This is a genomic window from Arthrobacter sp. ASL1, from assembly GCF_056680475.1.
Map to the genome: position 1 here is coordinate 401,809 of NZ_CM155284.1, position 22,068 is coordinate 423,876.

The 22,068-nt window shown below is 65.7% G+C and carries 20 protein-coding genes and 1 tRNA gene; 3 read left to right on the forward strand and 18 right to left on the reverse strand.

Going from position 1 to position 22,068, the window contains the following annotated elements; all coding sequences use genetic code 11:
* The first annotated feature begins 57 nt into the window (after positions 1-57).
* On the forward strand, positions 58-1,839 hold the full coding sequence (locus AC1MEQ_RS01840; RefSeq protein ID WP_479793447.1) for a bifunctional sugar phosphate isomerase/epimerase/4-hydroxyphenylpyruvate dioxygenase family protein: 1,782 nt from the start codon (positions 58-60) through the stop codon (positions 1,837-1,839).
* Positions 1,840-2,088: 249 nt separating this feature from the next.
* Here AC1MEQ_RS01840 and nrdF read toward each other — a convergent pair whose 3' ends face one another.
* The 4 genes from nrdF to nrdH all read right to left on the reverse strand — a co-directional run bounded on the left by nrdF (position 2,089) and on the right by nrdH (position 6,082).
* Entirely contained in the window at positions 2,089-3,063 is a 975-nt protein-coding gene (nrdF, locus tag AC1MEQ_RS01845) for a class 1b ribonucleoside-diphosphate reductase subunit beta (protein ID WP_479793449.1), read from the reverse strand.
* Positions 3,064-3,197: 134 nt separating this feature from the next.
* Positions 3,198-5,273 (reverse strand): class 1b ribonucleoside-diphosphate reductase subunit alpha, encoded by a 2,076-nt coding sequence (nrdE, locus tag AC1MEQ_RS01850; protein WP_479796009.1) that lies wholly within the window; start codon positions 5,271-5,273, stop codon positions 3,198-3,200.
* 62 nt (positions 5,274-5,335) lie between these two features.
* Positions 5,336-5,806 carry a class Ib ribonucleoside-diphosphate reductase assembly flavoprotein NrdI gene (nrdI, locus tag AC1MEQ_RS01855; RefSeq protein WP_479793450.1) on the reverse strand — a complete coding sequence of 157 codons (471 nt, stop codon included), beginning with the start codon at positions 5,804-5,806 and terminating at the stop codon, positions 5,336-5,338.
* Positions 5,807-5,839: 33 nt separating this feature from the next.
* The gene (gene nrdH, locus AC1MEQ_RS01860) at positions 5,840-6,082 is read right to left on the reverse strand and encodes a glutaredoxin-like protein NrdH (RefSeq protein ID WP_479793451.1); all 243 of its coding nucleotides are present in this window, start codon (positions 6,080-6,082) and stop codon (positions 5,840-5,842) included.
* A gap of 424 nt (positions 6,083-6,506) precedes the next feature.
* Here nrdH and poxB point away from each other — a divergent pair, with 424 nt between their 5' ends.
* Positions 6,507-8,231 (forward strand): ubiquinone-dependent pyruvate dehydrogenase, encoded by a 1,725-nt coding sequence (gene poxB / locus AC1MEQ_RS01865; RefSeq protein WP_479793452.1) that lies wholly within the window; start codon positions 6,507-6,509, stop codon positions 8,229-8,231.
* Positions 8,232-8,292: 61 nt separating this feature from the next.
* Here the strand turns inward: poxB and AC1MEQ_RS01870 are convergent, their stop codons facing one another.
* The 12 genes from AC1MEQ_RS01870 to AC1MEQ_RS01925 all read right to left on the reverse strand — a co-directional run bounded on the left by AC1MEQ_RS01870 (position 8,293) and on the right by AC1MEQ_RS01925 (position 20,004).
* Positions 8,293-8,481 carry a hypothetical protein gene (locus AC1MEQ_RS01870; protein ID WP_479793453.1) on the reverse strand — a complete coding sequence of 63 codons (189 nt, stop codon included), beginning with the start codon at positions 8,479-8,481 and terminating at the stop codon, positions 8,293-8,295.
* A gap of 246 nt (positions 8,482-8,727) precedes the next feature.
* A tRNA-Ala gene (locus AC1MEQ_RS01875) sits at positions 8,728-8,800 on the reverse strand.
* Between the two features lie 88 nt (positions 8,801-8,888).
* The gene (gene rsfS, locus AC1MEQ_RS01880; protein WP_479793454.1) at positions 8,889-9,290 is read right to left on the reverse strand and encodes a ribosome silencing factor; all 402 of its coding nucleotides are present in this window, start codon (positions 9,288-9,290) and stop codon (positions 8,889-8,891) included.
* Positions 9,291-9,334: 44 nt separating this feature from the next.
* Positions 9,335-10,438: a hypothetical protein gene (locus AC1MEQ_RS01885; RefSeq protein ID WP_479793456.1), complete on the reverse strand. Its 1,104-nt coding sequence runs from the start codon at positions 10,436-10,438 to the stop codon at positions 9,335-9,337.
* Between the two features lie 24 nt (positions 10,439-10,462).
* Positions 10,463-11,032, reverse strand: a complete 570-nt coding sequence (gene nadD / locus AC1MEQ_RS01890) for a nicotinate-nucleotide adenylyltransferase (RefSeq protein WP_479793457.1) — start codon at positions 11,030-11,032, stop codon at positions 10,463-10,465.
* 46 nt (positions 11,033-11,078) lie between these two features.
* Positions 11,079-11,300 carry a hypothetical protein gene (locus tag AC1MEQ_RS01895; RefSeq protein ID WP_479793459.1) on the reverse strand — a complete coding sequence of 74 codons (222 nt, stop codon included), beginning with the start codon at positions 11,298-11,300 and terminating at the stop codon, positions 11,079-11,081.
* 100 nt (positions 11,301-11,400) lie between these two features.
* A complete protein-coding gene (locus tag AC1MEQ_RS01900) occupies positions 11,401-12,693 on the reverse strand; it encodes a glutamate-5-semialdehyde dehydrogenase (protein WP_479793461.1) in 1,293 nt (430 codons plus the stop codon).
* Positions 12,694-12,771: 78 nt separating this feature from the next.
* The gene (gene proB, locus AC1MEQ_RS01905) at positions 12,772-13,941 is read right to left on the reverse strand and encodes a glutamate 5-kinase (protein WP_479793463.1); all 1,170 of its coding nucleotides are present in this window, start codon (positions 13,939-13,941) and stop codon (positions 12,772-12,774) included.
* On the reverse strand, positions 13,938-15,509 hold the full coding sequence (gene obgE, locus AC1MEQ_RS01910; protein WP_479793465.1) for a GTPase ObgE: 1,572 nt from the start codon (positions 15,507-15,509) through the stop codon (positions 13,938-13,940). Before obgE ends, proB begins: the two co-directional genes overlap by 4 nt.
* Positions 15,510-15,638: 129 nt before the next feature.
* Positions 15,639-15,893 (reverse strand): 50S ribosomal protein L27, encoded by a 255-nt coding sequence (gene rpmA, locus AC1MEQ_RS01915; protein ID WP_479793467.1) that lies wholly within the window; start codon positions 15,891-15,893, stop codon positions 15,639-15,641.
* A 46-nt stretch (positions 15,894-15,939) separates the two neighbouring features.
* A complete protein-coding gene (rplU, locus tag AC1MEQ_RS01920; RefSeq protein WP_343900944.1) occupies positions 15,940-16,248 on the reverse strand; it encodes a 50S ribosomal protein L21 in 309 nt (102 codons plus the stop codon).
* Between the two features lie 387 nt (positions 16,249-16,635).
* Positions 16,636-20,004, reverse strand: a complete 3,369-nt coding sequence (locus tag AC1MEQ_RS01925; RefSeq protein ID WP_479793469.1) for an Rne/Rng family ribonuclease — start codon at positions 20,002-20,004, stop codon at positions 16,636-16,638.
* Positions 20,005-20,421: 417 nt separating this feature from the next.
* On the opposite strand from AC1MEQ_RS01925, the gene AC1MEQ_RS01930 reads away from it, so the two are divergent.
* Positions 20,422-21,069: a vitamin K epoxide reductase family protein gene (locus tag AC1MEQ_RS01930; protein WP_479793471.1), complete on the forward strand. Its 648-nt coding sequence runs from the start codon at positions 20,422-20,424 to the stop codon at positions 21,067-21,069.
* A 94-nt stretch (positions 21,070-21,163) separates the two neighbouring features.
* Here AC1MEQ_RS01930 and ndk read toward each other — a convergent pair whose 3' ends face one another.
* Complete coding sequence (ndk, locus tag AC1MEQ_RS01935; protein ID WP_479793473.1) at positions 21,164-21,580, reverse strand: nucleoside-diphosphate kinase; 417 nt, start codon at positions 21,578-21,580, stop codon at positions 21,164-21,166.
* A 40-nt stretch (positions 21,581-21,620) separates the two neighbouring features.
* Entirely contained in the window at positions 21,621-22,067 is a 447-nt protein-coding gene (locus AC1MEQ_RS01940) for a DUF4233 domain-containing protein (RefSeq protein WP_479793475.1), read from the reverse strand.
* Between the last annotated feature and the right edge of the window lies 1 nt (position 22,068).

Sequence of the window (22,068 nt, forward strand, 5' to 3'; positions counted from 1 at the left end):
ACATTCATTGCGCAATGCCTCTGGGAAAATAATGTACAAACTGGTACGTTCACTCTTATGCGCACGTCAATAGCGACCGTATGCCTCTCCGGTGGACTCGTCGGAAAGCTCCACGCCTGCGCGGCGGCGGGCTTCGACGGGGTCGAGATCATGGACGCCGACCTAATCGCCGCGGAGGAATCACCGGAGGAGATCCGGGCACTCTGTGACCGGCTCGGGTTGCGGATCGACATGTTCCAGCCGTTCCGAGACGTCGAAGGCGTCGCAGAGGAGCTGTTCGCCAGCACAGTGCGCCGGGCCGAGGCAAAATTCCAGCTGATGAATCGGTTGGGAACGGACCTGATGCTGGTGTGCAGCAACGTTGGCTCGGCGACGATCGACGATGATGAGCTCGCTGCGAGGCAACTCGGGGAGTTGGCAGACCGGGCGGCGGCGCACGGCATCCGGCTCGCTTATGAGGCACTGGCCTGGGGCAGGTATGTCGACGACTACCGGCGCGCATGGCAGATCGTCAAGCGTGCTGACCGGCCGAATCTAGGCGTGTGCCTGGATAGCTTCCACATCCTGTCCCGCGGCCACGATCCGGCGGGCATCGAGGAGATCGACGGGGACAAGATTTTCTTCCTGCAGTTGGCGGATGCCCCTGCTCTCAGCATGGATGTGCTCTCGTGGAGCCGCCACCATCGCCTTTTCCCCGGCGAAGGCAACTTCGACCTGCGGAAGTTTATGACCCACGTGCTGCGGGCGGACTATACGGGCCCGTGGTCGTTGGAGGTATTCAACGATACGTTCCGGCAGACCGATACGATGCGGACCGCCGCGCACGCGCAGCGGTCGTTGGTGTGGTTGGCTGATCGTACTGCGGCGGCCAATGGCTGGGAGGACGGGCGGCTTGGGGATCCACATCCGGCCAGTGGGCTCGATTTCGTCGAGATTTCCGGAGTGGATCTGTCCGAAGTCGATGAACTGCTCGCGCAGCTCGGCTTTGCATTCGGGGGCCGGCACCGGACGAAGCCGGTGCGGCTGTGGAGTGCGGGCGCCGCGCGCATCATCCTCAATGAGCAGACGCGCAATAATGAACCGGTGCTGTCCGGAATCGGGTTGCAGGTGGCGGACGGCGCGGCTGCAGTGGATCGCGCCGTGGCGCTGGGCTCGGCGAGGGTATTCCGCCGCACCTATGAAGGCGAACAGGATCTCCGCGGCGTTGCCGCACCCGATGGGACGCAGATGTTTTGGAATTCGCAGCCAGCAGATTCGTCTTGGCTGCAGGAGTTCGACGGCGGTACCGGCTCCATAGGTGGCCTGGTCGGGGAGATCGACCACATCAACCTGGCATACGCGTGGCAGTACTTCGATGAGGCGGTGCTTTTCATGTCGAGCGTGCTGTCGCTGGATGCGGAGCCGCCGTCCGACGTTCCCGGTCCGCGCGGGCTTATCCGCAGCCAGGTGATGCGCACAACGGACGGCATCGTGCGGATGCCCATCAACTTGGCACCACCCACGGCGGCTCCGCCCGCGCGGCACGTCGCCGTTCGAACCGATGACGTGTTCGCCGTCGCCCGCAGTTCACGGGAGCGCGGGATCGACCACCTGCGCATCCCCGCCAACTACTATGACGACCTGGGTGCCCGCTTCGGGCTCTCCGCCGAACTGTTGGCATCGCTCCGGGAGCTCGATTTGCTCTACGACCGCGATGGTGACGGGGAATTCATCCATTTCTACACGCGCACGATCGGAGACGTGTTCTTCGAAGTAGTCGAACGACGCTCCGGGTACGACGGGTACGGCGGGGCGAATGCGCCGATTCGGCTTGCTGCCCAGCGGAACAAGGCGATCTGAGTTCACCGAGTGGGATTGTTCTTCATCCTGGTCGTCAAGCTCCGCACGCTTCGGGCCGCTTCGAGGTCCGCCAGCAAGTAAGGGACCTCGAAGCGGCCCGGCGCTGCGCGACGTTCGCCGTTCGGGGTCTGGCGCCTCGCACTAGCAAGACGGTGCAAAAGGGCTGCCGTGGAGCACTGCCGGATACCCTCCGACGGCCCTCCACGGCAGCCCGTTCCGCGGCAATGCTCGCGGGTGGCATTCCGGGGTCTAGAAGGCCCAGTCCTCGTCCTCGGTGTTCACGGCCTTGCCGATCACGTACGAGGATCCCGATCCGGAGAAGAAGTCGTGGTTCTCGTCGGCGTTCGGGCTCAGCGCCGACAGGATTGCCGGGTTCACGTCGGTGACCGACGAGGGGAACATGGCCTCGTAGCCCAGGTTCATCAGCGCCTTGTTGGCGTTGTAGTGCAGGAACTTCTTGACGTCCTCGCTCAGGCCCACGCTGTCGTACAGGTCGTGGGTGTACTGGACCTCGTTCTCGTAGAGCTCGAAGAGCAGCTCGAAGGTGTAGTCCTTCAGCTCGGTCTTGCGCTCCTCGGACAGGCCCTCCAGGCCCTTCTGGTACTTGTAGCCGATGTAGTAGCCATGGACTGCCTCGTCGCGGATGATCAGCCGGATCAGGTCGGCGGTGTTGGTCAGCTTGGCCCGCGAGGACCAGTACATCGGCAGGTAGAAGCCCGAGTAGAACAGGAACGACTCCAGCAGCGTGGAGGCGATCTTGCGCTTGAGCGGATCCTCGCCGTGGTAGTAGGACTCGATGATCGAGGCCTTCTTCTGCAGGTTCACGTTCTCGGTGGACCAGCGGAACGCCTCGTCGATGTCCTTCGTCGGGGCCAGCGTGGAGAAGATCGAGGAGTAGCTCTTGGCGTGCACCGACTCCATGAACGCGATGTTCGTGTAGACGGCCTCCTCGTGTGGGGTGATCGCATCGGGGATCAGGGACACGGCGCCGACGGTGCCCTGCAGGGTGTCCAGCAGGGTCAGGCCGGTGAACACACGCATGGTGAGCAGCTGCTCGTCGGCGGTGAGCGTGTTCCAGGACTGGACGTCGTTGGACAGTGGGATCTTCTCCGGCAGCCAGAAGTTGTTCACAAGGCGGTTCCACACCTCCACGTCCTTCTCGTCCTGGATGCGGTTCCAGTTGATGGCCTCGACGTGGCCGTGCAGCTTGACCTGGTCGGTCATTTCATCCCCTGACTTTCTGGTGGGCTGTGCCCTTTTGCTGGTGGGATGGGAGTACGACGGCGGGAGCTCGCCCGCCGTCGTACTCCCCTGTCCTGCCCCGTGAGGTCCGGACTAATTTAATACAATGCCTGCTACTAAAGAGCGCAGGAAACGCAGCCCTCCACCTCGGTCCCCTCCAGCGCGAGCTGGCGGAGCCTGATGTAGTAGAGCGTCTTGATGCCCTTGCGCCACGCGTAGATCTGCGCCTTGTTGATGTCGCGGGTCGTGGCGGTGTCCTTGAAGAACAACGTCAGCGACAGGCCCTGGTCGACATGCTGGGTGGCGACCGCGTAGGTGTCGATGATCTTCTCGTAGCCGATTTCGTACGCGTCCTGGTAGTAGTCCAGGTTGTCGTTGGTCAGGTACGGGGCCGGGTAGTAGACACGGCCCAGCTTGCCTTCCTTGCGGATCTCGATCTTCGCGGCCACCGGGTGGATCGAGGAGGTCGAGTTGTTGATGTAGGAGATCGAGCCGGTCGGCGGAACGGCCTGCAGGTTCTGGTTGTAGATGCCGTGCTCCATGACGGAGGCCTTCAGCTCCAGCCAGTCCTGCTGGGTCGGAATGGGGGTGTTGGCGAAGAGCTCGCGGACCTTTTCGGTCTGCGGGACCCACTCGGCCTCCGTGTACTTGTCGAAGAACTCGCCGGAAGCGTACTTCGAATCCTCGAATCCGCCGAAGGTCTCGCCCTTCTCCATGGCCAGCTTGTTCGAGGACCGCAGGGCATGGAACACCACCGTGTAGAAGTAGATGTTCGTGAAGTCGAGGCCCTCCTCGGAGCCGTAGTGGACGCGCTCGCGGGCCAGGTAGCCGTGCAGGTTCATCTGCCCCAAGCCGATGGCGTGCGACTGCTGGTTGCCTTCGGCAATGGAGGGAACCGAGCTGATGTAGGACATGTCGGACACGGCCGAGAGCGCGCGGATGGCCGTCTCGACCGAGGCGCCGAAATCCGGGGAATCCATCGCCTTGGCGATGTTCATCGAGCCCAGGTTGCAGGAGATGTCCTTGCCGACGACGTCGTAGCCCAGGTCGTCCTTGTAGGTCGAGGGGGACGACACCTGCAGGATCTCCGAGCAGAGGTTGCTCATGGTGACCTTGCCCTTGATCGGGTTGGCCCGGTTCACGGTGTCCTCGAACATGACGTATGGGTAGCCGGACTCGAACTGGATCTCCGCCAGGGTCTGGAAGAACTCGCGGGCATTGATCTTGGTCTTCTTGATCCGGGAATCGTCGACCATCTCGTAGTACTTCTCGGTCACGGAGACGTCGGAGAAAGGCATGCCGTAGACGCGTTCGACGTCGTAGGGCGAGAAGAGGTACATGTCCTCGTTCGTGCGCGCCAGTTCGAACGTGATGTCCGGGACGACGACGCCCAGGGAGAGGGTCTTGATGCGGATCTTCTCGTCCGCGTTCTCGCGCTTGGTGTCCAGGAAGCGGTAGATGTCCGGGTGGTGGGCATGCAGGTAGACCGCACCGGCACCCTGGCGCGCACCGAGCTGGTTGGCGTAGGAGAAGCTGTCCTCGAGGAGCTTCATCACGGGGATGACGCCGGAGGACTGGTTCTCGATCTGCTTGATCGGCGCCCCGTGCTCGCGGATGTTGGTCAGCGACAGGGCGACGCCGCCACCGCGCTTGGAGAGCTGCAGCGAGGAGTTGATGCCACGGGCGATCGACTCCATGTTGTCCTCGACGCGCAGCAGGAAGCAGGAGACGAGCTCCCCGCGCTGGGCCTTGCCGGCATTGAGGAACGTCGGGGTGGCCGGCTGGAAGCGGCCGTCGATGATCTCGTCGACCAGCTGCGAGGCCAGTTCCTCGTCGCCGCGGGCCAGGTGCAGGGCCACCATGCACACGCGGTCCTCGTAGCGTTCCAGGAAGCGGTTCCCGTCGAAGGTCTTCAAGGTGTACGAGGTGTAGAACTTGAAGGCGCCCAGGAAGGTCTCGAAACGGAACTTCTTCTTGTAGGCGCGCGAGTAGAGATCGCGCACGAAGTTCATCGTGTACTGGTCGAGGGTCTCGCGCTCGTAGTACTCGTGCTTGATCAGGTACTCGAGCTTCTCGTCCAGATCGTGGAAGAAGACCGTGTTGGTGTTCACGTGCTGCAGGAAGTACTGCCGGGCCGCCGCTTGGTCGGCCTCGAACTGGATCTTCCCCTCCCGGTCATAGAGGTTGAGCATGGCGTTCAGCTCGTGGTATCCCAGCCCCTTGAAGGACTCGGGGACCTCGTGGGACTCGGCCTTCACGGTTGGCTCTGCGACGGTGGTGTCCAAAACTCTTCCAATCCTTGACGTACGCGGGCGACGTCTTCCGACGTGCCCATGAGTTCGAAACGATAAAGTACCGGAACCTTGCACTTGGCGGAGATCTTGTCTGCCGCCAGGCAGTACGTGGTTCCAAAGTTCGTATTGCCGGCGCCGATGACGCCGCGCAGCAGGATCCGGTTGGCCTCGTTGTTGAGGAAGCGGATGACCTGCGGGAGAATCGACCGTTCGCCCTTTTCCCCACCATAGGTGGGGAGGACAAGGACGTACGGTTCGGTGGCCAGCAACTCGGGGTCCCTGGCATGGAGGGGGATGCGCGCCGCGTCGACTCCCAGCTTTTCGACGAACCGCTTCGTGTAGCCGGAAGCGGACGAGAAGTAGATCAGGGAAGTGCGCGTGGTGGCGACCGGAGACCCGTGGGTCGCCACCACAGTGTCGGCGGACATCATGCCGGCCTCCAGTTGGTGGTGATGGGTGGTGCTTTAGGCGACGTTCGAGACGAGCTCGGACAGTTCCTCGATCTTGTCGGGGCGGAAGCCGGACCAGTGGTCGGCCTCGGTGATGACAACGGGAGCCTGCATGTAGCCGAGGGCACGAACGCGCTCGAGCGCATCGGGATCCTGGGAGATGTCCACCTTCTGGTAGGCAATTCCCTTCTTGTCCAGCGCGCGGTAGGTGGCGTTGCACTGCACGCATGCTGGCTTGGTGTAAACCGTGACGGTCATGGCGTTGGTCCCCTCGTACAAGATGATGGTTTTCTTCGATATGTGCCCCGGCTGACCAGGGTCCAAAAGCGGGCCGAATAGGGCGGAAATCGTGGTATTACCGGTTCCGGCCTGTGGGGTGCCTTCGGAGATTTCAATACTACATGTAGTGGAAGCTGCGGCAAGCAACCCCTATATGTTGTCTTACAAGTATGTCATTCCCCGGCTATTTAGTCCACAGGCACTGTGGAAAAACAGGCCCCCGATTCCCGCGTGAATCCGGGCTTCGGCACGGTCCATCCACAGGCTGTGAATTCGTCGTGCACAGCCGCGATTCGATTGCGTGTCGCAGTGGCACGGCGTGTCGCGTCCCGGACGCCCCGACGGCACGCATAGCGCCCGGCGTAGGGTGGGCCTAATCGCAGCGGAAGGAACAGAACCGGCCATGAGTACTGTCGCAGAGAACATGATCGCCACACTTCGCGCCAATGGCGTCCAACGGATATACGGGGTCCCCGGTGATTCCCTGAACGGCATCACCGATGCCCTCCGCAAGGACGGCACCATCACGTGGTCCCATGTCCGCCACGAGGAGGCAGCCGCCTTCGCGGCCGGGGCCGAGGCCGCGTTGACCGGGAAGCTCAGCGTCTGTGCCGGAAGTTGTGGTCCGGGGAACCTGCACCTGATCAACGGGCTCTACGAGGCCAACAGGACACGCGTACCCGTGCTGGCCATTGCCGCACACATCCCCAGCGGGGAAATCGGGAGCAACTACTTCCAGGAAACTCATCCGCAGGACCTCTTCCGCGAATGCTCCGTGTACTCCGAGATGGTCTCCTCCCCCGAACAGATGCCGCGGTTGATGGAGATCGCCATGCGGACGGCGGTGGAGAAGCGCGGTGTTGCCGTCCTCGTGGTACCCGGCGACGTGGCGCTGGCTCCGGCGGCCAGCAACCGCATCACGCACATACGGCGTAGCCGCCCGGTCGTCGTTCCGTGCCGCGACGAGCTCGAGGAAGCAGCGGGGCTTCTCAATGCCGGAACCAAGGTCACCATCCTCGCCGGGGCCGGCGTCGCGGGAGCGCATGATGCCGTCGTCGGACTGGCCGATACCTTGGGGGCACCGATCGTCCATGCACTCGGCGGCAAGGAACACCTCGAATACGACAATGAGTTCGACGTGGGCATGACCGGTCTTCTGGGTTTTGCCTCTGGTTACCGGGCCATGGAGGACGCCGACACACTCCTGATGCTTGGCACCGATTTCCCCTACCAGCAGTTCTTCCCATCCCACGCTCGCATCATCCAGGTGGATATCCGCGGCGAACAGCTTGGGCGCCGCGCCCCTGTCGATGTGGGCCTGGTTGGAGATGTCGGCGACACCGCGCAGGCCCTGCAGCCGCTGCTCAAGCGGAAAACCAGGCGCTCCCATCTCAAGGACGCACAGAAGCACTACCGAAAGACCCGCGAAAAACTGGATGATCTTGCTTCGAAGACCCGGAAGGGAACGCCCCTGCATCCACAATTCATCGCCCGTCGAATCGATGAGCTCGCGACGGACGACGCGGTGTTCCTTCCCGATGTCGGCTCCCCCGTCATGTGGGCCGCCCGCTATCTGCGGATGAATGGGCGACGTCGGCTGATTGGCTCCTTTGCCCACGGCAGCATGGCCAACGCCCTCCCCCAGGCCATCGGCGTCCAATCGGCCGCCCCCGGCCGCCAAGTCATCGCATTGTGCGGCGATGGCGGCCTGGCGATGCTGATGGGTGAACTGCTGACCGTCGTCCAGTCCCAGCTGCCGGTCAAGATGGTGGTCTTCAACAACTCGTCGCTCAACTTCGTTGAACTGGAGATGAAGGCCGCCGGGTTCGTGAATTATGCAACTGGCCTGGAGAACCCGAATTTTGCCGATGTCGCCAATTCCGTCGGTGTCCTGGGAATCCGTGTCGAAAATTCCGCCGATCTCGATGCGGCGCTGAAAAAGGCCTTCTCCCACAACGGTCCTGCGCTGGTCGACGTCGTGTCCGCGCGCCAGGAGTTGTCCATGCCACCTGCAGTGACCGCAGAACAGGCCAAGGGCTTCGCCCTGTACGCGGTTCGCACCGTCTTGTCGGGCCGCGGCGACGAGCTGCTGGACCTGGCGGCAACCAATTGGCGGCAGCTCTTCTAGGAGGAAGCATGGGGCGCACGCACAGGGTCGGACAGGTCATCGCCGCGGGTCCACATCCTGGCTACGCGGCGCTGACGGACCGGGCAGCCATCGAGGCAAGGTGCCTCCGCCAGGCATGAGCCGCATTGTAGTGGAGTTCGGCCTCCGTCCAGGCGCGGCGTTCCGGACGATCATGGAGCATCCGGATCCGACCGGGGGCCCCGGCAAGTCGACCAGCGATGCTGATCTTCGCCATGCCGGTGACGGTCATCGCCTAACATCCTGGGGTCTGGGCGGTACCCGCCGTACGACGGGGCGACAGGGTCGCGCTTGGACGAGGAGCCGCTAACGCTGCGGAAGGGCTCTGGGCCAGACTGCGATGGACCGGACGGACGTGGTGCACCCGGACCAGACACGCATTCCTGCCTATAACCCCCGCATAGCCCTGAACAAGTGACTCGTTAATGAAAAATGTCCCGGGACATCGTTCGACCGATGTCCCGGAACATTACATTCGTGGAGGTAAGGGGATTCGAACCCCTGACCTTCTGCATGCCATGCAGACGCGCTACCAACTGCGCCATACCCCCGAATGGGTGCCGCCCGCGAGGTTTCCCTGTGGACAACTCATTCATCATAGGGCACCGAAATTAGCTCGTGCAAATCGAGCCAGCCCGGTTATTCGGGGATGACCGTCTCCTTGCCGGCCAATGCGGCCGCCTCGGCTGGGAGTTCGATGGCGGGGCAGTCGCTCCACAAGCGGTCGAGGGCATAGAAAACACGGTCTTCCTGGTGCTGCACGTGGATGACGACGTCCACATAGTCCAGAAGTACCCAGCGGCCAAGTCCCCGGCCTTCGCGTCGCACGGGACGCACATCATACTTTTCGATCAGCGCTTCTTCGATTCCATCGACGATGGCGTTGACTTGGCGCTCGCTCTCCGCGGAGGCAATGAGAAAGGCATCGGTGATGCCCAGTCGTTCGCTGACGTCCAAGGCGACGAGGTTTTCGGCGAGCTTGTCGGCGGCGGCGTGGGCAGCGGCGCGGATGATGGACAGTGAATGGTCTGTTGCAGCCATGAGGCTCCTTGGGATGATGGTGCTGGCGGTCAGTTGATGGCTAATTAATTGGTGCTGATCAAAACAATCCCTGTGACGAGTGCCCCCACGCCGATGACCAGTGCGGAGACCACCGCCAATGTCCAGGTATTGACACGGCGGACGCCTGCGGTCAGGTAATCGAGGGGTTCCAGACCCAGGGCGGAACGGGCGCTGACGGGCTGGCCACCGGTCTGCGTTCCGGGTTCAGGCGGATCCGCATCGGATGCTGCCGCGGTGGCAACGCCGGGGAGGTTCGCGTCAACGTCCCGACTATTGGTGGGCGCCGCAGAACGCTGACGTCCCGCCGTGGCGGGCATTTCGAGCTGGAATCCGTTGGTTTGGGGGGCGTTGATACCCGTATTGGCCAGATCCCGTTCGGCTTGTTGGTGCCGAAGACGGTTCATGGCCCCCGTGAAGGGGTCCGCGGTCTGTTGCTTGCGTTCGGAGGTGGACTGCTTGAGACGCTCCCTCTCGGCCACGCGGCGGCTGATGATTGCTGCCCGTGCCGCTAGTTCTCGTTGGCGGGCAATGACCTCCAGATCGTCCCCGTCCTCGACGGCCGGCTTGTTCTCAGGCGTGGAACCGACGGTCTGGCGACGAGCTTCCAGGGCCTCCTCGACGCTCAACTGCCCGCCGGTTGGTGGACTCTCATTTCCTTCGGTATCGTGCACGGGCTGGGCCGGCTCGACCTCCCCCGTCGCGGGCGGTGTCGGCCGGGAAGCCCTTGCCGCAGCAAGCGCCTGTAGGCGGAGCTGACGCCGAGTCAGCGGTGCCGGATCGTCCCCTGCGGAAGGCTGGGCAGGGGAGCTTTGCGCGGCGCTGGCGCGCTGGGCCTCTGCCTCACGCCGGGCGCGTAGGGCTTCACGGTCGCGCGCCCGTTGCAAGGAACCTCGTTCGGCCCGCTCGGAAACCATGTCGAAGGGCACGTCGGCGGCCCGCCGGCTCCGGTTGGCTTTGGAGACGCGCTCAAGTTGGTTCGTGTCGTCCGAGGAGCTGGAGTCGGCATCCGTGGCGGGCAGATCATCCGTCGAGGGATCCCGATCGCGGGCCTTATCGGCGACCTCGCCGGCTCGTCGTTGCTCACGGAGGGAGCGCCGTGTCGGTGCGCGCCCCAGATCGTCGCTCATGTGGTCCGTTCTCGGCTTCGCCCCTCAGGCGATGCCGTCGTAGTGATACAAGTCGTACTTGGCAATGTACTGAACCACACCGTCGGGCACCAAGTACCAGACCGGTTTGTTGTCCTTGATCCGGTCGCGGCAGGCAGTGGACGAGATCGACATGGCCGGAACCTCCAGCAGGCTGACGTCTTGACGGCCGAGGTCCGGTAGTTCATGCCCGGGCCGTGTGACCCCAACGAAATGTGCCAAGCGCCAGAGCTCGTCGATGTCCTTCCACGACAGGATCTGTTCCATGGCGTCGGCACCGGTGATGAAGAACAGCTCTGCGTTCGGCCTTAGCCGACGCAGGTCCCGCAATGTATCGATGGTGTACGTGGGCCCCGGCCGGTCAATGTCGACCCTGCTGACGGTGAAACGGGGGTTCGATGCGGTGGCTACCACGGTCATGAGGTAGCGGTGCTCGGAATCGGAGACCTCACGGTCGGCCTTCTGCCAGGGCCTGCCCGTGGGGACGAAGACGACTTCATCCAGATCGAATTCGGCGGCCACCTCGCTGGCAGCCACCAAGTGCCCGTGGTGGATGGGATCAAAGGTCCCGCCCATCACTCCGAGGCGGACCGGCCGTTCGGAGCCGTCCGCCTCTGCCTTGCTAGTGATCGTGGTGGCCGTGCTTGTTGGAGAACTGCTTGTGCGTGTCTTCGACCTCTGCATGCGCATTATGCCGGTTGCCGACATTGGTGAATGACACGCATACGAACAAAAGCAGCAGGAAGAAAGCGAAGATTCCGCCGCCTACGATGAGCGGCATGTTGCTGACCCCCTCGGCCTCAGCACCACTCGCCAGTACTGTCCCCAAGACCTGCGTGAGCATGTTTCTCCTTTGTGCCCGTCATCGACCGGCGCCGCCCCAGCTGGGACGATCCGGTATTCGTCTGATGTCTGCATACCATTCTACCCACCGGGGGCGGTCTCTACGAACGGATGTGCCCGTCTCCTTGGACAATCCACTTGGTGGTCGTCAGTTCGCGCAATCCCATCGGGCCCCGGGCGTGCATCTTCTGGGTCGAGATGCCGACTTCGGCGCCGAGCCCGAGCTGGCCGCCGTCGGTGAAACGCGTGGAGGCGTTGACGATGACTGCCGCTGAATCGATCTCCGCGATGAACCGTTCGGCGTGGGCCAGGTCGTTGGTGAGGATCGCCTCGGTGTGTCCGGTGGTCCAACGACGAATGTGATCTATGGCCTCGTCGAGGTCATCGACGACTGCGACCGCGAGGTCCAGCGACATGTATTCACTCGCCCAATCGTCTTCGGTGGCCGGTACCGCGCCCAATCCGTCGGCCAAGGCGAGAGCGCGCTGGTCGGCGTGCAGGGTGACGCCTGCTTTCGCGAGTTCTTCCAGGACGTGGCGTGAGGCCGCGGCCCCGGAGTGGAGCAGCAGGGTCTCGACGGTGTTGCAGACCGAGGGGCGCTGGGTCTTGGCGTTGAGCAGGATCGCCGCCGCCGACTCGGCGGTCGCGGAGGCGTCGAGATAGATGTGGACGTTGCCCTCGCCGGTCTCGATGACCGGGACTTTCGCGTTTTCCAGCACGGATTGGATCAGGGACCGCCCTCCGCGGGGTATCAACACGTCCACCTTCCCGCGGGCCCCCATGAGGGCCTGTGCGCCGGCGCGGCCGAAGTCGTCCACGCTCTGTACGGCATCCGCGGGCAAACCGACTGATTCCAGCGCGTCACGAATCAGGTACAACAGCGCCCGGTTGGATTCGGCAGCGGCAGATCCGCCGCGCAGCAGCACCGCATTGCCGCTCTTCAGGGCCAGGCCCGCGATGTCGACCGTGACGTTGGGCCGCGCCTCGTAAATGGCGCCCAGGACCCCCATGGGAACGTGCACCTGGCGCAGCCGTAGTCCGTTGGGCAAGGTCTGCCCACGCTCGACCGTACCGACCGGGTCAGGGAGGCCCGCGAGTTCATGGAGCGCCGCAATCAGCCCGTCCACCCGTGTATCGTCGAGCTTCAGCCGGTCCAGGAGGCCTTGGCTGGTCCCTGCGGCGCGTTCACGGTCCAGGTCCTTGGCATTCGCCGCAAGGACAGCTGCCCGCGCCTCGTCCAAGGCGGTGGCAATGGCCAACAAGCCGCGGTCCTTCCACTCCCGGTTTGCGCGGGCGAGCTTCCGCGCAGCAGTCCGGGATCGGTCCGCCCGCAGGGATACCTCATGGGCGACGTTCGCGGCGGTGTCGGTTGGATCGGTGACGCTCTGGCTCATGCAACCAGCTTAGCTGCGGGAACCCACGGCGGCTCGATTGTTGAGCAATCGTGTCAAGGTCCGGCGCGGCACCGCCAGTTACCGGCTCCTGCCCCGCACCCGGGGTCCAACCAGGACAAGATCGTCGACATGGACGACTTCCCGCTCATAGTGCGTGCCAAGGGAGCTCGAAAGCTCGCGGGTGCTCCTGCCCAGCATCTCCGGCAATTCGGTCGAGGCGTAATTGACCAGTCCACGGGCGACCACGACGCCGCCGGTATCGGCGATCTCCACCGGGTCACCGGCCTCGAACTCGCCACGGATAGCGGTGATGCCGGCCGGAAGCAGGGACCGCGAACCCGACGTGACCGCGGTGACCGCACCGGCGTCGAGCACCAGGGTTCCGCGTGTGGTGGCGAGGTGGGCCAGCCAGAGCATGCGCAGCGGGCGGCGGCCACCGCGGGCGGAGAACCAGGTTCCGACGTCGTCTCCGGCTAGTGCCCGGCCCGCCTGGGCGGTGGAGGTCACCAGGGTGGGGATCCCGGACTCGGCAGCCATGGTCGCGGCCTCGACCTTGGTGACCATGCCGCCCGTGCCGATTCCCGAGGCCCCGACGGAACCGATCGTGACGCCCGCGAGGTCGGCTACGGTCTCCACGAGCGGGATGCGGCTGGCCCCGGCGGAGGGCGGGCCGTCGTAGATGGCATCGACGTCGGAGAGCAGGATGAGCGCGTCGGCCTTGACCAGGTGGGCCACCAGGGCGGCGAGCCGGTCGTTGTCGCCGAAGCGGATCTCGTGGGTGGCCACGGTGTCGTTCTCGTTGACGACCGGGACCACACCCAAGGTGAGCAGCCGTCCCAGCGCCCGGAAGGCGTTGGCGTACTGCTGGCGCCGGACGAGGTCATCGGCGGTCAACAGGACCTGCGAGACGGTGATGCCGTGGGAGCCGAAGGCCTGGGTGTACTTGGCCATCAGCAGTCCCTGCCCGACACTGGCTGCTGCCTGCTGGGTCGCCAGGTCGCGGGGGCGTCGGGTCAGTCCGAGCGGGGCGATGCCGGCGGCGATGGCCCCGGAGGAGACGAGGATGAGCTCGACTCCCCCGTTGCGCACCTTCGACAGCTCGCTGACGAGCCCGTTCAGTGAGTCCTCCGAGATGCCGCCGTTGACCGTGGTCAGGGAGGAGGACCCGACCTTGACGACCAGGCGCGTTGCCTCCGCGAGTTGTGAACGTCGGCGGATCGAGGACGGGATGCGGTTTTGCCGCGTCACTTCCCGCTGTCCTTGGAGGAGCGCTCGTTCTTGTAGTTGACCGACTCCGTCCAGACGCCGGCCTTGCGTTCGGCCTCGAGGTCGGCACGGGCCGCAGCCCGGGCGTCCTTGCGGTCCTGGTGCTCCTGGCGCTTCTGTTCGCGGGTCGGACGGCTCATGTCGCCCAAACGGACGTCTTCACCGCGGCGCGATCCCAGCAATTCGGCGCCGGCGGCCATGGTCGGCTCCCAGTCGAAGACCACGCCGTTGTCGTCGTCGCCGATCACGACGGCGTCGCCCGGCTTGGCGCCGGCCTTGAAGAGCTTGTCCTCGACACCCAGCTTGGCCAGGCGGTCGGCGAGGTAGCCGACGGCCTCGTCGTTGCTGAAGTCGGTCTGCTTGACCCAGCGGATCGGCTTTTCGCCCTCGACGCGGTAGAGCGGCTCGAGGTTGCGCTCCTCCCGGCGGATGGTGAATTCCGCCCGGTTGACGGCACGCGGCCGCAGGACCGGGACCTCGACCCTGGCCTGGACGGAAGCAGCTGATTCCTTGCGGGCCGCGGTCACCAGCTCGCCCATGGCGTAGCCGAGTTCCTTCAGGCCGGTGCGCGCGAGGGCGGAGACCTCGAAGACCTGGTAGCCACGGCCTTCCAGATCGGCCCGGACGAACTCTGCCATCTCGGCGCCGTCGGGCATGTCGGTCTTGTTCAGCGCCACCAGCCGGGGCCTGTCGTTCAGCGGCACCACGGTACCGTCGGCGCCGGCGAAGCTGGCATCGGTGGCGTAGGCGGCAAGTTCCGCCTCGATGGTCTCGAGGTCGCTGATGGGGTCGCGGTCCGACTCGAGGGACGCGCAGTCCAGCACGTGTACCAGGGCGGCACAACGCTCGACGTGGCGCAGGAACTCGTGTCCGAGCCCCTTGCCTTCGCTGGCCCCGGGGATGAGGCCGGGGACGTCGGCTACGGTGAAGCGGACCTCGCCGCTCTCGACGACGCCCAGGTTCGGGATCAGGGTGGTGAACGGATAGTCGGCGATCTTCGGCCGGGCAGCCGACATGGCGGCGATGAGGCTGGACTTGCCGGCCGAGGGGTACCCGACCAGGGCGATGTCGGCCACGGACTTCAGTTCCAGGACGATGTCCTGCTCGCCGCCGGGGATGCCCAACAGGGCAAAGCCGGGCGCCTTGCGCTTCTGCGAGGAGATCGCGGCATTGCCCAGGCCTCCCAGGCCGCCGGAAGCGGCGATGTACTCGCTCCCCTCCCCCACCAGGTCGGCCAGGATGTCCCCGGCCCGGTTCTTGATGACCGTGCCGTCGGGGACCGGCAGGACCAGGTCCTCGCCGTTCTTGCCCGGGTGCATGTCGCCCTTGCCGGGCTCGCCATTGCCGGCTTGCCGGTGCGGGGAGTGGTGGTAGGAAAGCAACGTGGTGGTCTGGCTGTCGACGCGGATGATCACATCGCCGCCATTGCCGCCGTTGGCGCCGTCGGGGCCACCCAGGGGTTTGAACTTCTCCCGGCGGATCGACACGCAACCGTGCCCGCCGTTTCCGCCGGAAACGTTTAGGACTACGCGGTCTACGAACGCTGCCACTGAAGGGACTCCTCTATTGGGTGGCCGCCACGGTATTGGATGCCCGTGGTGGGGCCGGGGTAAAAAGACGACTGGAGGGCGGGCCGTGCGGCCCACCCTCCAGTCTAGCGAAATGCGGTAACGCCCTGCTTAGCCGGCGTCGACGATGTTCACGACGCGACGGCCGCGACGGGTACCGAACTCAACCGAGCCGGCTGCCAGTGCGAACAGGGTGTCGTCGCCACCGCGGCCGACGTTGGCGCCGGGGTGGAAGTGCGTGCCACGCTGGCGAACGATGATCTCGCCGGCGGAAACGACCTGGCCGCCGAAGCGCTTCACGCCCAGGAACTGAGCGTTGGAGTCGCGGCCGTTGCGAGTGGAACTCGCGCCCTTCTTATGTGCCATTGAATGTGCCTACCTTTGAATCGTGGGTTATCTGGTCTCCGACGCCTTAGGCGATGGAGGTGACCTTGACCTTGGTCAGCGCAGCACGGAAACCCTGGCGCTTCTTGTAGCCGGTCTTGTTCTTGTACTTCTGGATGACGATCTTCGGGCCGCGGAGGTTTTCGAGAACCTCGGCAGTCACGGTGACCTTCGCCAGATCCGCAGCTGCGGACGTGACCTTGTCGCCATCGACCAGAAGCAGCGCGGGGAGCTCAATGGTTCCACCAGCTGCCTCGGGGACGCGGTCAAGGGTGACCCAGTCTCCTACGGAAACCTTTTCCTGCCGGCCGCCTGCGCGGACAATTGCGTACACCACTTGGGAACTCACTTCTCTCGACGTCTAATACTCTTACCGCGCAGGTTCCACCGTTTCAAGTGAACGGGGATAAGCGCTGTGCTGTCACGCCGAGCGGAAAAATCCGATGAGCGGCGCATGCACCGAGGATCTAGATTACGCTATTCCGTCCTGCCGGGGCAAATACACCTGCTCCCGGCGGGTCGTCAAGACCTTTGCGGGGACAGGATGCGATCCAGGCCACAGCGGGCACCGCCTGCGGGGCCCGGGCATGCGGCCGCGAACTGCCGGCCGCGAACCGGTCCATGCGTGCATGGCCTCCCGGCATGCGCGGCGGGCGGGCCCCGGCGTATCCGGAACCCGCCCGCGCGCCCTGCCGGCGACGGGGTGCTCCCCCGCCTACGCCGGTTACAGCTGGTCGGCTGGCACCCCGACGCCGAGCATGACCGGGGCCTGGGCCGTGGTGTCCTTCGCGGCAGTGGTGCCCGTGCCGAGTTTGGCGACATGGCTGGCGGTGCCTGCCGAGGAGGACGACGACGGTGCCTCCTGGCGCTCGATCGGCATGTTGGCTCCACCCTGGGCGCTGGACGCGGACCGGCTGCGCCGGGGGCGGCGCGCCGGAGCGGCCACGGGGGCCGCCTCGGCCTGGACCTCAGGTGCTGCCGTGGCGGGTGCCGACGTGGACTGCACGGGAGCCTGCTGGACCTTCGCGGCAGCCGGTGCCGCGGAGGCCACCGACGACCCCTGCTGCCGCGCCGGCTCGGGCGCCACGCCGAAGGCCTCATTGAGTGCCTCGAGGGTCAGATCCGGAGCCTGCGCCGGTGCCGTGGCCCGGCGGCTTCGACGGGCACGCGGGAGCCTGACCGGCTCACCGGCAATGCTCACCACCGGTCCGTCGTCGGTGGGCTCGCCGACTGCCGCCTCGGTCGGACGTGCAGACTGCTGCGCCGGGGCCTCGGCGGGGAATCCGCGCGAGTCGCCCGGAGCCGCAGCGGCCTGCGCGTCACCGGAGCTGTCCTGGTGCGATGCCTCCTCGGACCCCGAGCGTCCACGACCGCGGGACCGTCCGCGTCCACGTCGGCGTGATCCGCCCTCATGCTGGGCGTCGGAGGGTGCGTCCGCGGCGGGGATACCGGCGGCGCCTTCCGTCTGCTGTGCAGGGGAACCGTCCTGGTCGTGCGCGGCGTGGGCTGCCGCGGCAATCGAGGCAAAGGCCGCACGTGCCGCCTCGGCCTTGGCCTCCGCCTCGGGGTCCTGCTGTTTCGGTTCCGGTGCCGTGAATTCCGTGGCGTGGTCCGCGTCGGCGCTCTTGCCGTGGCGTCGGTCATTGCGCGGCTTGCGGTCGTTGCGCTTCTGGTTGTTCGAATCGCCCGGCCCGTTCGCGGCGCGCCGGTGCTCGACGGGTTCCTCGTGGGTGACGACCCCGCGGCCGTTGCAGGCCTCGCAGTTCTCGCTGAAGACCTCGAGCAGTCCGGTGCCCATGCGCTTGCGCGTCATCTGGACCAGACCCAGCGAGGTGACCTCGGCGACCTGGTGCTTGGTCCGGTCGCGGCCCAGGCATTCCACCAGGCGGCGCAGGACGAGATCCCGGTTGGCCTCGAGAACCATGTCGATGAAGTCGATGACGATGATTCCGCCGATGTCGCGCAGGCGCAGCTGCCGAACGATCTCCTCGGCGGCCTCGAGGTTGTTCTTGGTGACAGTCTCCTCGAGGTTGCCGCCGCTGCCGGTGAACTTGCCGGTGTTCACGTCGACCACGGTCATGGCCTCGGTCCGGTCGATGACCAGCGAGCCGCCGGAGGGCAGGAAGACCTTGCGTTCCAGGGCCTTGTGGATCTGCTCCTCGATGCGGTGGGAGGCGAAGATGTCCGTTTCGGACGTCCACTTCTCCAGCCGGCCGATCAAGTCGGGCGCCACGTACATGACATAGGCCTCGATGGTGTCCCAGGCTTCCTCGCCGGAGACGATGAGCTTGGTGAAGTCCTCGTTGAAGACGTCGCGAACGACCTTGATGGTCAGGTCCGGCTCGGCGTAGAGCAGCTCCGGCGGCGTCGTCTTGGTGGATGTCGACGCGGCCTCGATGCCCTCCCACTGGGCACGCAGGCGGTTGATGTCGTTCATCAGCTCCTGCTCGCTGGCGCCCTCGGCGGCGGTGCGCACGATGACGCCGGCGTTCTGCGGCAGGTGGTCCTTGAGGATTTTCTTGAGCCGGTTGCGCTCGACGTCGGGCAGCTTGCGGGAGATGCCGGTCATCGAGCCGCCGGGCACGTAGACCAGGTAACGGCCGGGCAGGGAGATTTGGCTGGTCAGCCGGGCACCCTTGTGTCCGACCGGGTCCTTGGTGACCTGGACCAGGACCGCGTCCCCGGACTTGAGCGCGTGCTCGATCCGGCGCGGTTGGCCTTCCAACCCGGCGACGTCCCAATTGACCTCTCCGGCGTAGAGCACGGCATTGCGTCCGCGGCCGATGTCGATGAAGGCGGCCTCCATGGACGGCAGCACGTTTTGCACCTTGCCGACGTAGACGTTGCCGATCAGCGAGTCCTGCTGGGTCTTGGAAACGAAGTGCTCGGCCATGACGCCGTCCTCGAGGACGCCGATCTGGATGCGGTCCTCGCGCTGGCGGACCACCATCTGGCGGTCGACTGATTCGCGGCGGGCCAGGAACTCGGCCTCGGTGATGACGTGGCGGCGGCGACCGGCATCGCGGGAATCACGGCGGCGCTGGCGCTTGGCCTCGAGCCGGGTGGATCCCTTGACGGACGTGACCTTGTTGGACGGTGCGGGTTCGGCCGCGGCGCGGGGGCCGCGCACGCGGGTCACCGTGTTGGGCGGATCGTCATCGTTGCCGCCGGTCAGTTCGAGGTCCGCGTCCCCACGGCGGCGGCGCCGGCGCCGGCGGGACGAAGATCCATCGCCCTCGTCGGCGTCCGCGGCGGCTTCCGGCCCGGCCTCGCCCTGGGCCGGTGATTCATCACGCGGGCGCGAACGGTTGCGGCGGCTCTGGCGGTTCCTCGACCCCTGGTCCTCGCCGTCGCCGTCTCCCTCGCCATCGTTGTCGGAGCCCGTGGCCCCGGCCGTGCGTGTCGCCGGGACGGCAGCGGAGAGATCGGGAGCCTGGAAGAGCAGGGAGACCGGGGAGGCGGTCACGGCGAAGGGATCGGCGCTGGCCGTGGCTTCGGCCGGTGCCTCGGCGGGGTCGGTCGTGGCCGGCTCGGGTTCCTGGGTCGTTGCTGCGTCGGTGGCCGGGGGTGCCTCATCGGCAGCGGTGGCGCGGGATGGGGCCTTGCGTGTGCGGCGGGCCTTGGCCGGTGCGGCCTCGGGCGCATCGTCGGTGGTCTCCGCGGATGCTTCCTCGACGGCGGGGGTCTCGGCTGCCGGCGCTGCCGCCTTGGCGGTGCTCTTGCGGGCCCGCGGTGCACGGGTTGGCTTCGCGGGGACCTCGACAGCGGATGCCGACGCTTCGGTGTCCGGGACGGTGGGCTCGGTGGACGATTCCACTGCTGCCGCCTTTTTCACGGCCGGCTTGCGGGTCCGCGGTGCGCGGGCCGCCTTCGGGGCCGGTTCCTCGGTTGCCGTGTCGGCCGGCGTTCCTGCCTCATCGGCGACTGCCTCGACCTCGGCCGGGGCACTCTTCTTGGGCGCGGCACGCTTGCGTGGTGCCCGTTTGGCAGGGGCCTTGGCCTCGGCGGCGGGGGTGCTTTCGGCCGGTGCGGCTGAGTCGAGGGGTAGGGACGACTGTGCCGGCCCATTCAGTTCTTCGTTCGATGCATCCATGAAAGGCCATACTCCTAGCCGGAGTACCCTTCCACAGCCGGGACGCCGGCGATCGGTTCGGGAACCGTGGCCTCGGCGGCCACCCGATTCCCGGAAGTCAGTGTTCTTATTTCCCGAGGTGCACCAACGTCGGCGGGTGCGGCGTGCCCGGAAAACCAACGCAGTCGCCCAGACAAGCCGCTTTCTGTTGCGGCGGCCGCCAGCGGTATTCATCCGTAGGCATCGTCGCCGATGCCTGCGGTGATTCATCGCTGCGGGTCCGGATTCCTGCAGTTGGGTTGCGGGCAACCTGTGGATTCGCCGACAACCATGGCCATTGTCTCATATGGAACAACGTGTGGACCGGTGATCACCCTAGAATCGAAGGGAAGGTGCCACCAGCCGGTGTGCAGCAACCCGGAACCGAGGAGAGCCCACGTGGCCCACGAAGCCCACCGCCCCGCCGATCAGCGTGTCGTCGATGCCCCGCCCGCCGTTGCCCCCGTGCCGGGCTTCGCCCGTGACCGCGTCTTCGGGTGGATCCTCGCGGTGGCAGGGTTCATCAGCTGGATTGCCGCCTGCACCCTGACGCTGGAACGCCTGGAGATCTACAAGGACCCCAATTACGTCACCTCGTGCGACATCAGCCCCTGGGTCTCCTGCGGCACCGTCATGCAGACCCACCAGGCCGAACTCTTCGGTTTCCCGAACCCCTTCATCGGCGTGGCGGGCTTCGCCGTGGTGGTCGCCATCGGCATCACCCTGATCGCCGGGGCTCGGCTGCCGCGCTGGTACTTCATCGGCTTGCAGACCGGCATCACGCTGGCCATGGTGATGATCTGCTGGCTCTGGTTCCAGGCCCTGTACGTGATCCACGTGCTGTGCCCGTATTGCATGGTGGTGTGGGCGATGATGATCGTGCTGTTGGTCTACACGACGGCCCGGAACATCAGCCACGGCTCCATTCCGGCCCCGGCGGGCCTGAAACGGTTCCTGGCCGAATGGCACTGGGTCATCGCCGTGGTCCTCGCCGTGTTGTGTGCCGGTTCGATCCTCATCGAGTTCGCCGGCGTCTTCTTCGGGTAGCCGGAGCCCACGTCCACTCCCCCGGGACGGGAAAACGCCGGACAGGCACCGCGAAAGGTGCCTGTCCGGCGTCGTACTCGGTGGATCCGGTGGGCTAGGAGAACCAGATGCCGATCTCGCGCTCGGCCGACTCGACGGAGTCGGACCCATGCACGAGGTTCTGCTGGACCTTTTCGCCCCAGTCGCGGCCGAAGTCCCCGCGGATGGTGCCGGGGACGGCGGTGGTGGGGTCGGTGGTGCCGGCCAGTGAGCGGAACCCCTCGATGACGCGCTCGCCCTCGAAGATGGCGGCGACGACCGGGCCGGAAAGCATGAACTCGACCAGCGGCTCGTAGAACGGCTTGCCGGCGTGCTCCTCGTAGTGGGCTTCGAGGATCGCGCGGGTTGCGGTGACCTGCTTGAGTTCGATCAGGCGGTAGCCCTTGGCCTCGACACGGGCCAGGATCGAGCCGGTCAGCTGGCGCTTGACGCCGTCGGGCTTGACCAGGACTAGGGTGCGTTCTGTGGACACGCGGTTGCTCCTTCGTAGAGGTGGGGGTTCGGTTACGAGTCTAGTGGCCGGTCTCCGGCTCCGGGTGCGCCGCTTCCCACTCGGCCTGCAGGGCATCGCGGCGGGCGTTCTCCCGGTCAATGGTCCGGCCCTTCGTGACGGCGTACCACCAGCACGCCGCGAACAGGATACCGACGACGAACATGGACGGGTCCACGAACCCGAGCAGGATCAGCACCAGCTGGACCGCCCAACCGATCCAGTAGCCCAGCGGTGTGGACAGGAGCGCGCAGGCCAGGATGCACACCGCCATGATCCAGCCGCCGGCCAGGAAGATCAGGAGCGGGTTGATGGTGTCGCGGTAGAGCCCGAAGACGGCCAGCGTGGCGAACAGGGCGACGCCGGCTTCCAGGGTCAGGACGGTGGAGGCGAAGAGCACCCGCGTGGAGCGGCGCTTCTTCTTCATGCCGGGGCGCCATTCGCGTTGGGCTTTGGTCATGCGTGCCATG

What these genes read in the sequence shown, in the direction of transcription:
- AC1MEQ_RS01940 (WP_479793475.1), bottom strand. Translation starts at nt 22,067, where the DNA reads ATGGCACGCATGACCAAAGCCCAACGCGAATGGCGCCCCGGCATGAAG.
- nrdH (WP_479793451.1), bottom strand. Translation starts at nt 6,082, where the DNA reads ATGACCGTCACGGTTTACACCAAGCCAGCATGCGTGCAGTGCAACGCC.
- nrdE (WP_479796009.1), bottom strand. Translation starts at nt 5,273, where the DNA reads ATGCTCAACCTCTATGACCGGGAGGGGAAGATCCAGTTCGAGGCCGAC.
- rsfS (WP_479793454.1), bottom strand. Translation starts at nt 9,290, where the DNA reads ATGGCTGCAACAGACCATTCACTGTCCATCATCCGCGCCGCTGCCCAC.
- AC1MEQ_RS01840 (WP_479793447.1), top strand. Translation starts at nt 58, where the DNA reads ATGCGCACGTCAATAGCGACCGTATGCCTCTCCGGTGGACTCGTCGGA.
- nrdI (WP_479793450.1), bottom strand. Translation starts at nt 5,806, where the DNA reads ATGATGTCCGCCGACACTGTGGTGGCGACCCACGGGTCTCCGGTCGCC.
- AC1MEQ_RS01900 (WP_479793461.1), bottom strand. Translation starts at nt 12,693, where the DNA reads ATGAGCCAGAGCGTCACCGATCCAACCGACACCGCCGCGAACGTCGCC.
- nadD (WP_479793457.1), bottom strand. Translation starts at nt 11,032, where the DNA reads ATGGGCGGGACCTTTGATCCCATCCACCACGGGCACTTGGTGGCTGCC.
- rpmA (WP_479793467.1), bottom strand. Translation starts at nt 15,893, where the DNA reads ATGGCACATAAGAAGGGCGCGAGTTCCACTCGCAACGGCCGCGACTCC.
- AC1MEQ_RS01885 (WP_479793456.1), bottom strand. Translation starts at nt 10,438, where the DNA reads ATGAGCGACGATCTGGGGCGCGCACCGACACGGCGCTCCCTCCGTGAG.
- poxB (WP_479793452.1), top strand. Translation starts at nt 6,507, where the DNA reads ATGAGTACTGTCGCAGAGAACATGATCGCCACACTTCGCGCCAATGGC.
- AC1MEQ_RS01925 (WP_479793469.1), bottom strand. Translation starts at nt 20,004, where the DNA reads ATGGATGCATCGAACGAAGAACTGAATGGGCCGGCACAGTCGTCCCTA.
- AC1MEQ_RS01870 (WP_479793453.1), bottom strand. Translation starts at nt 8,481, where the DNA reads ATGACCGTCACCGGCATGGCGAAGATCAGCATCGCTGGTCGACTTGCC.
- nrdF (WP_479793449.1), bottom strand. Translation starts at nt 3,063, where the DNA reads ATGACCGACCAGGTCAAGCTGCACGGCCACGTCGAGGCCATCAACTGG.
- AC1MEQ_RS01895 (WP_479793459.1), bottom strand. Translation starts at nt 11,300, where the DNA reads ATGCTCACGCAGGTCTTGGGGACAGTACTGGCGAGTGGTGCTGAGGCC.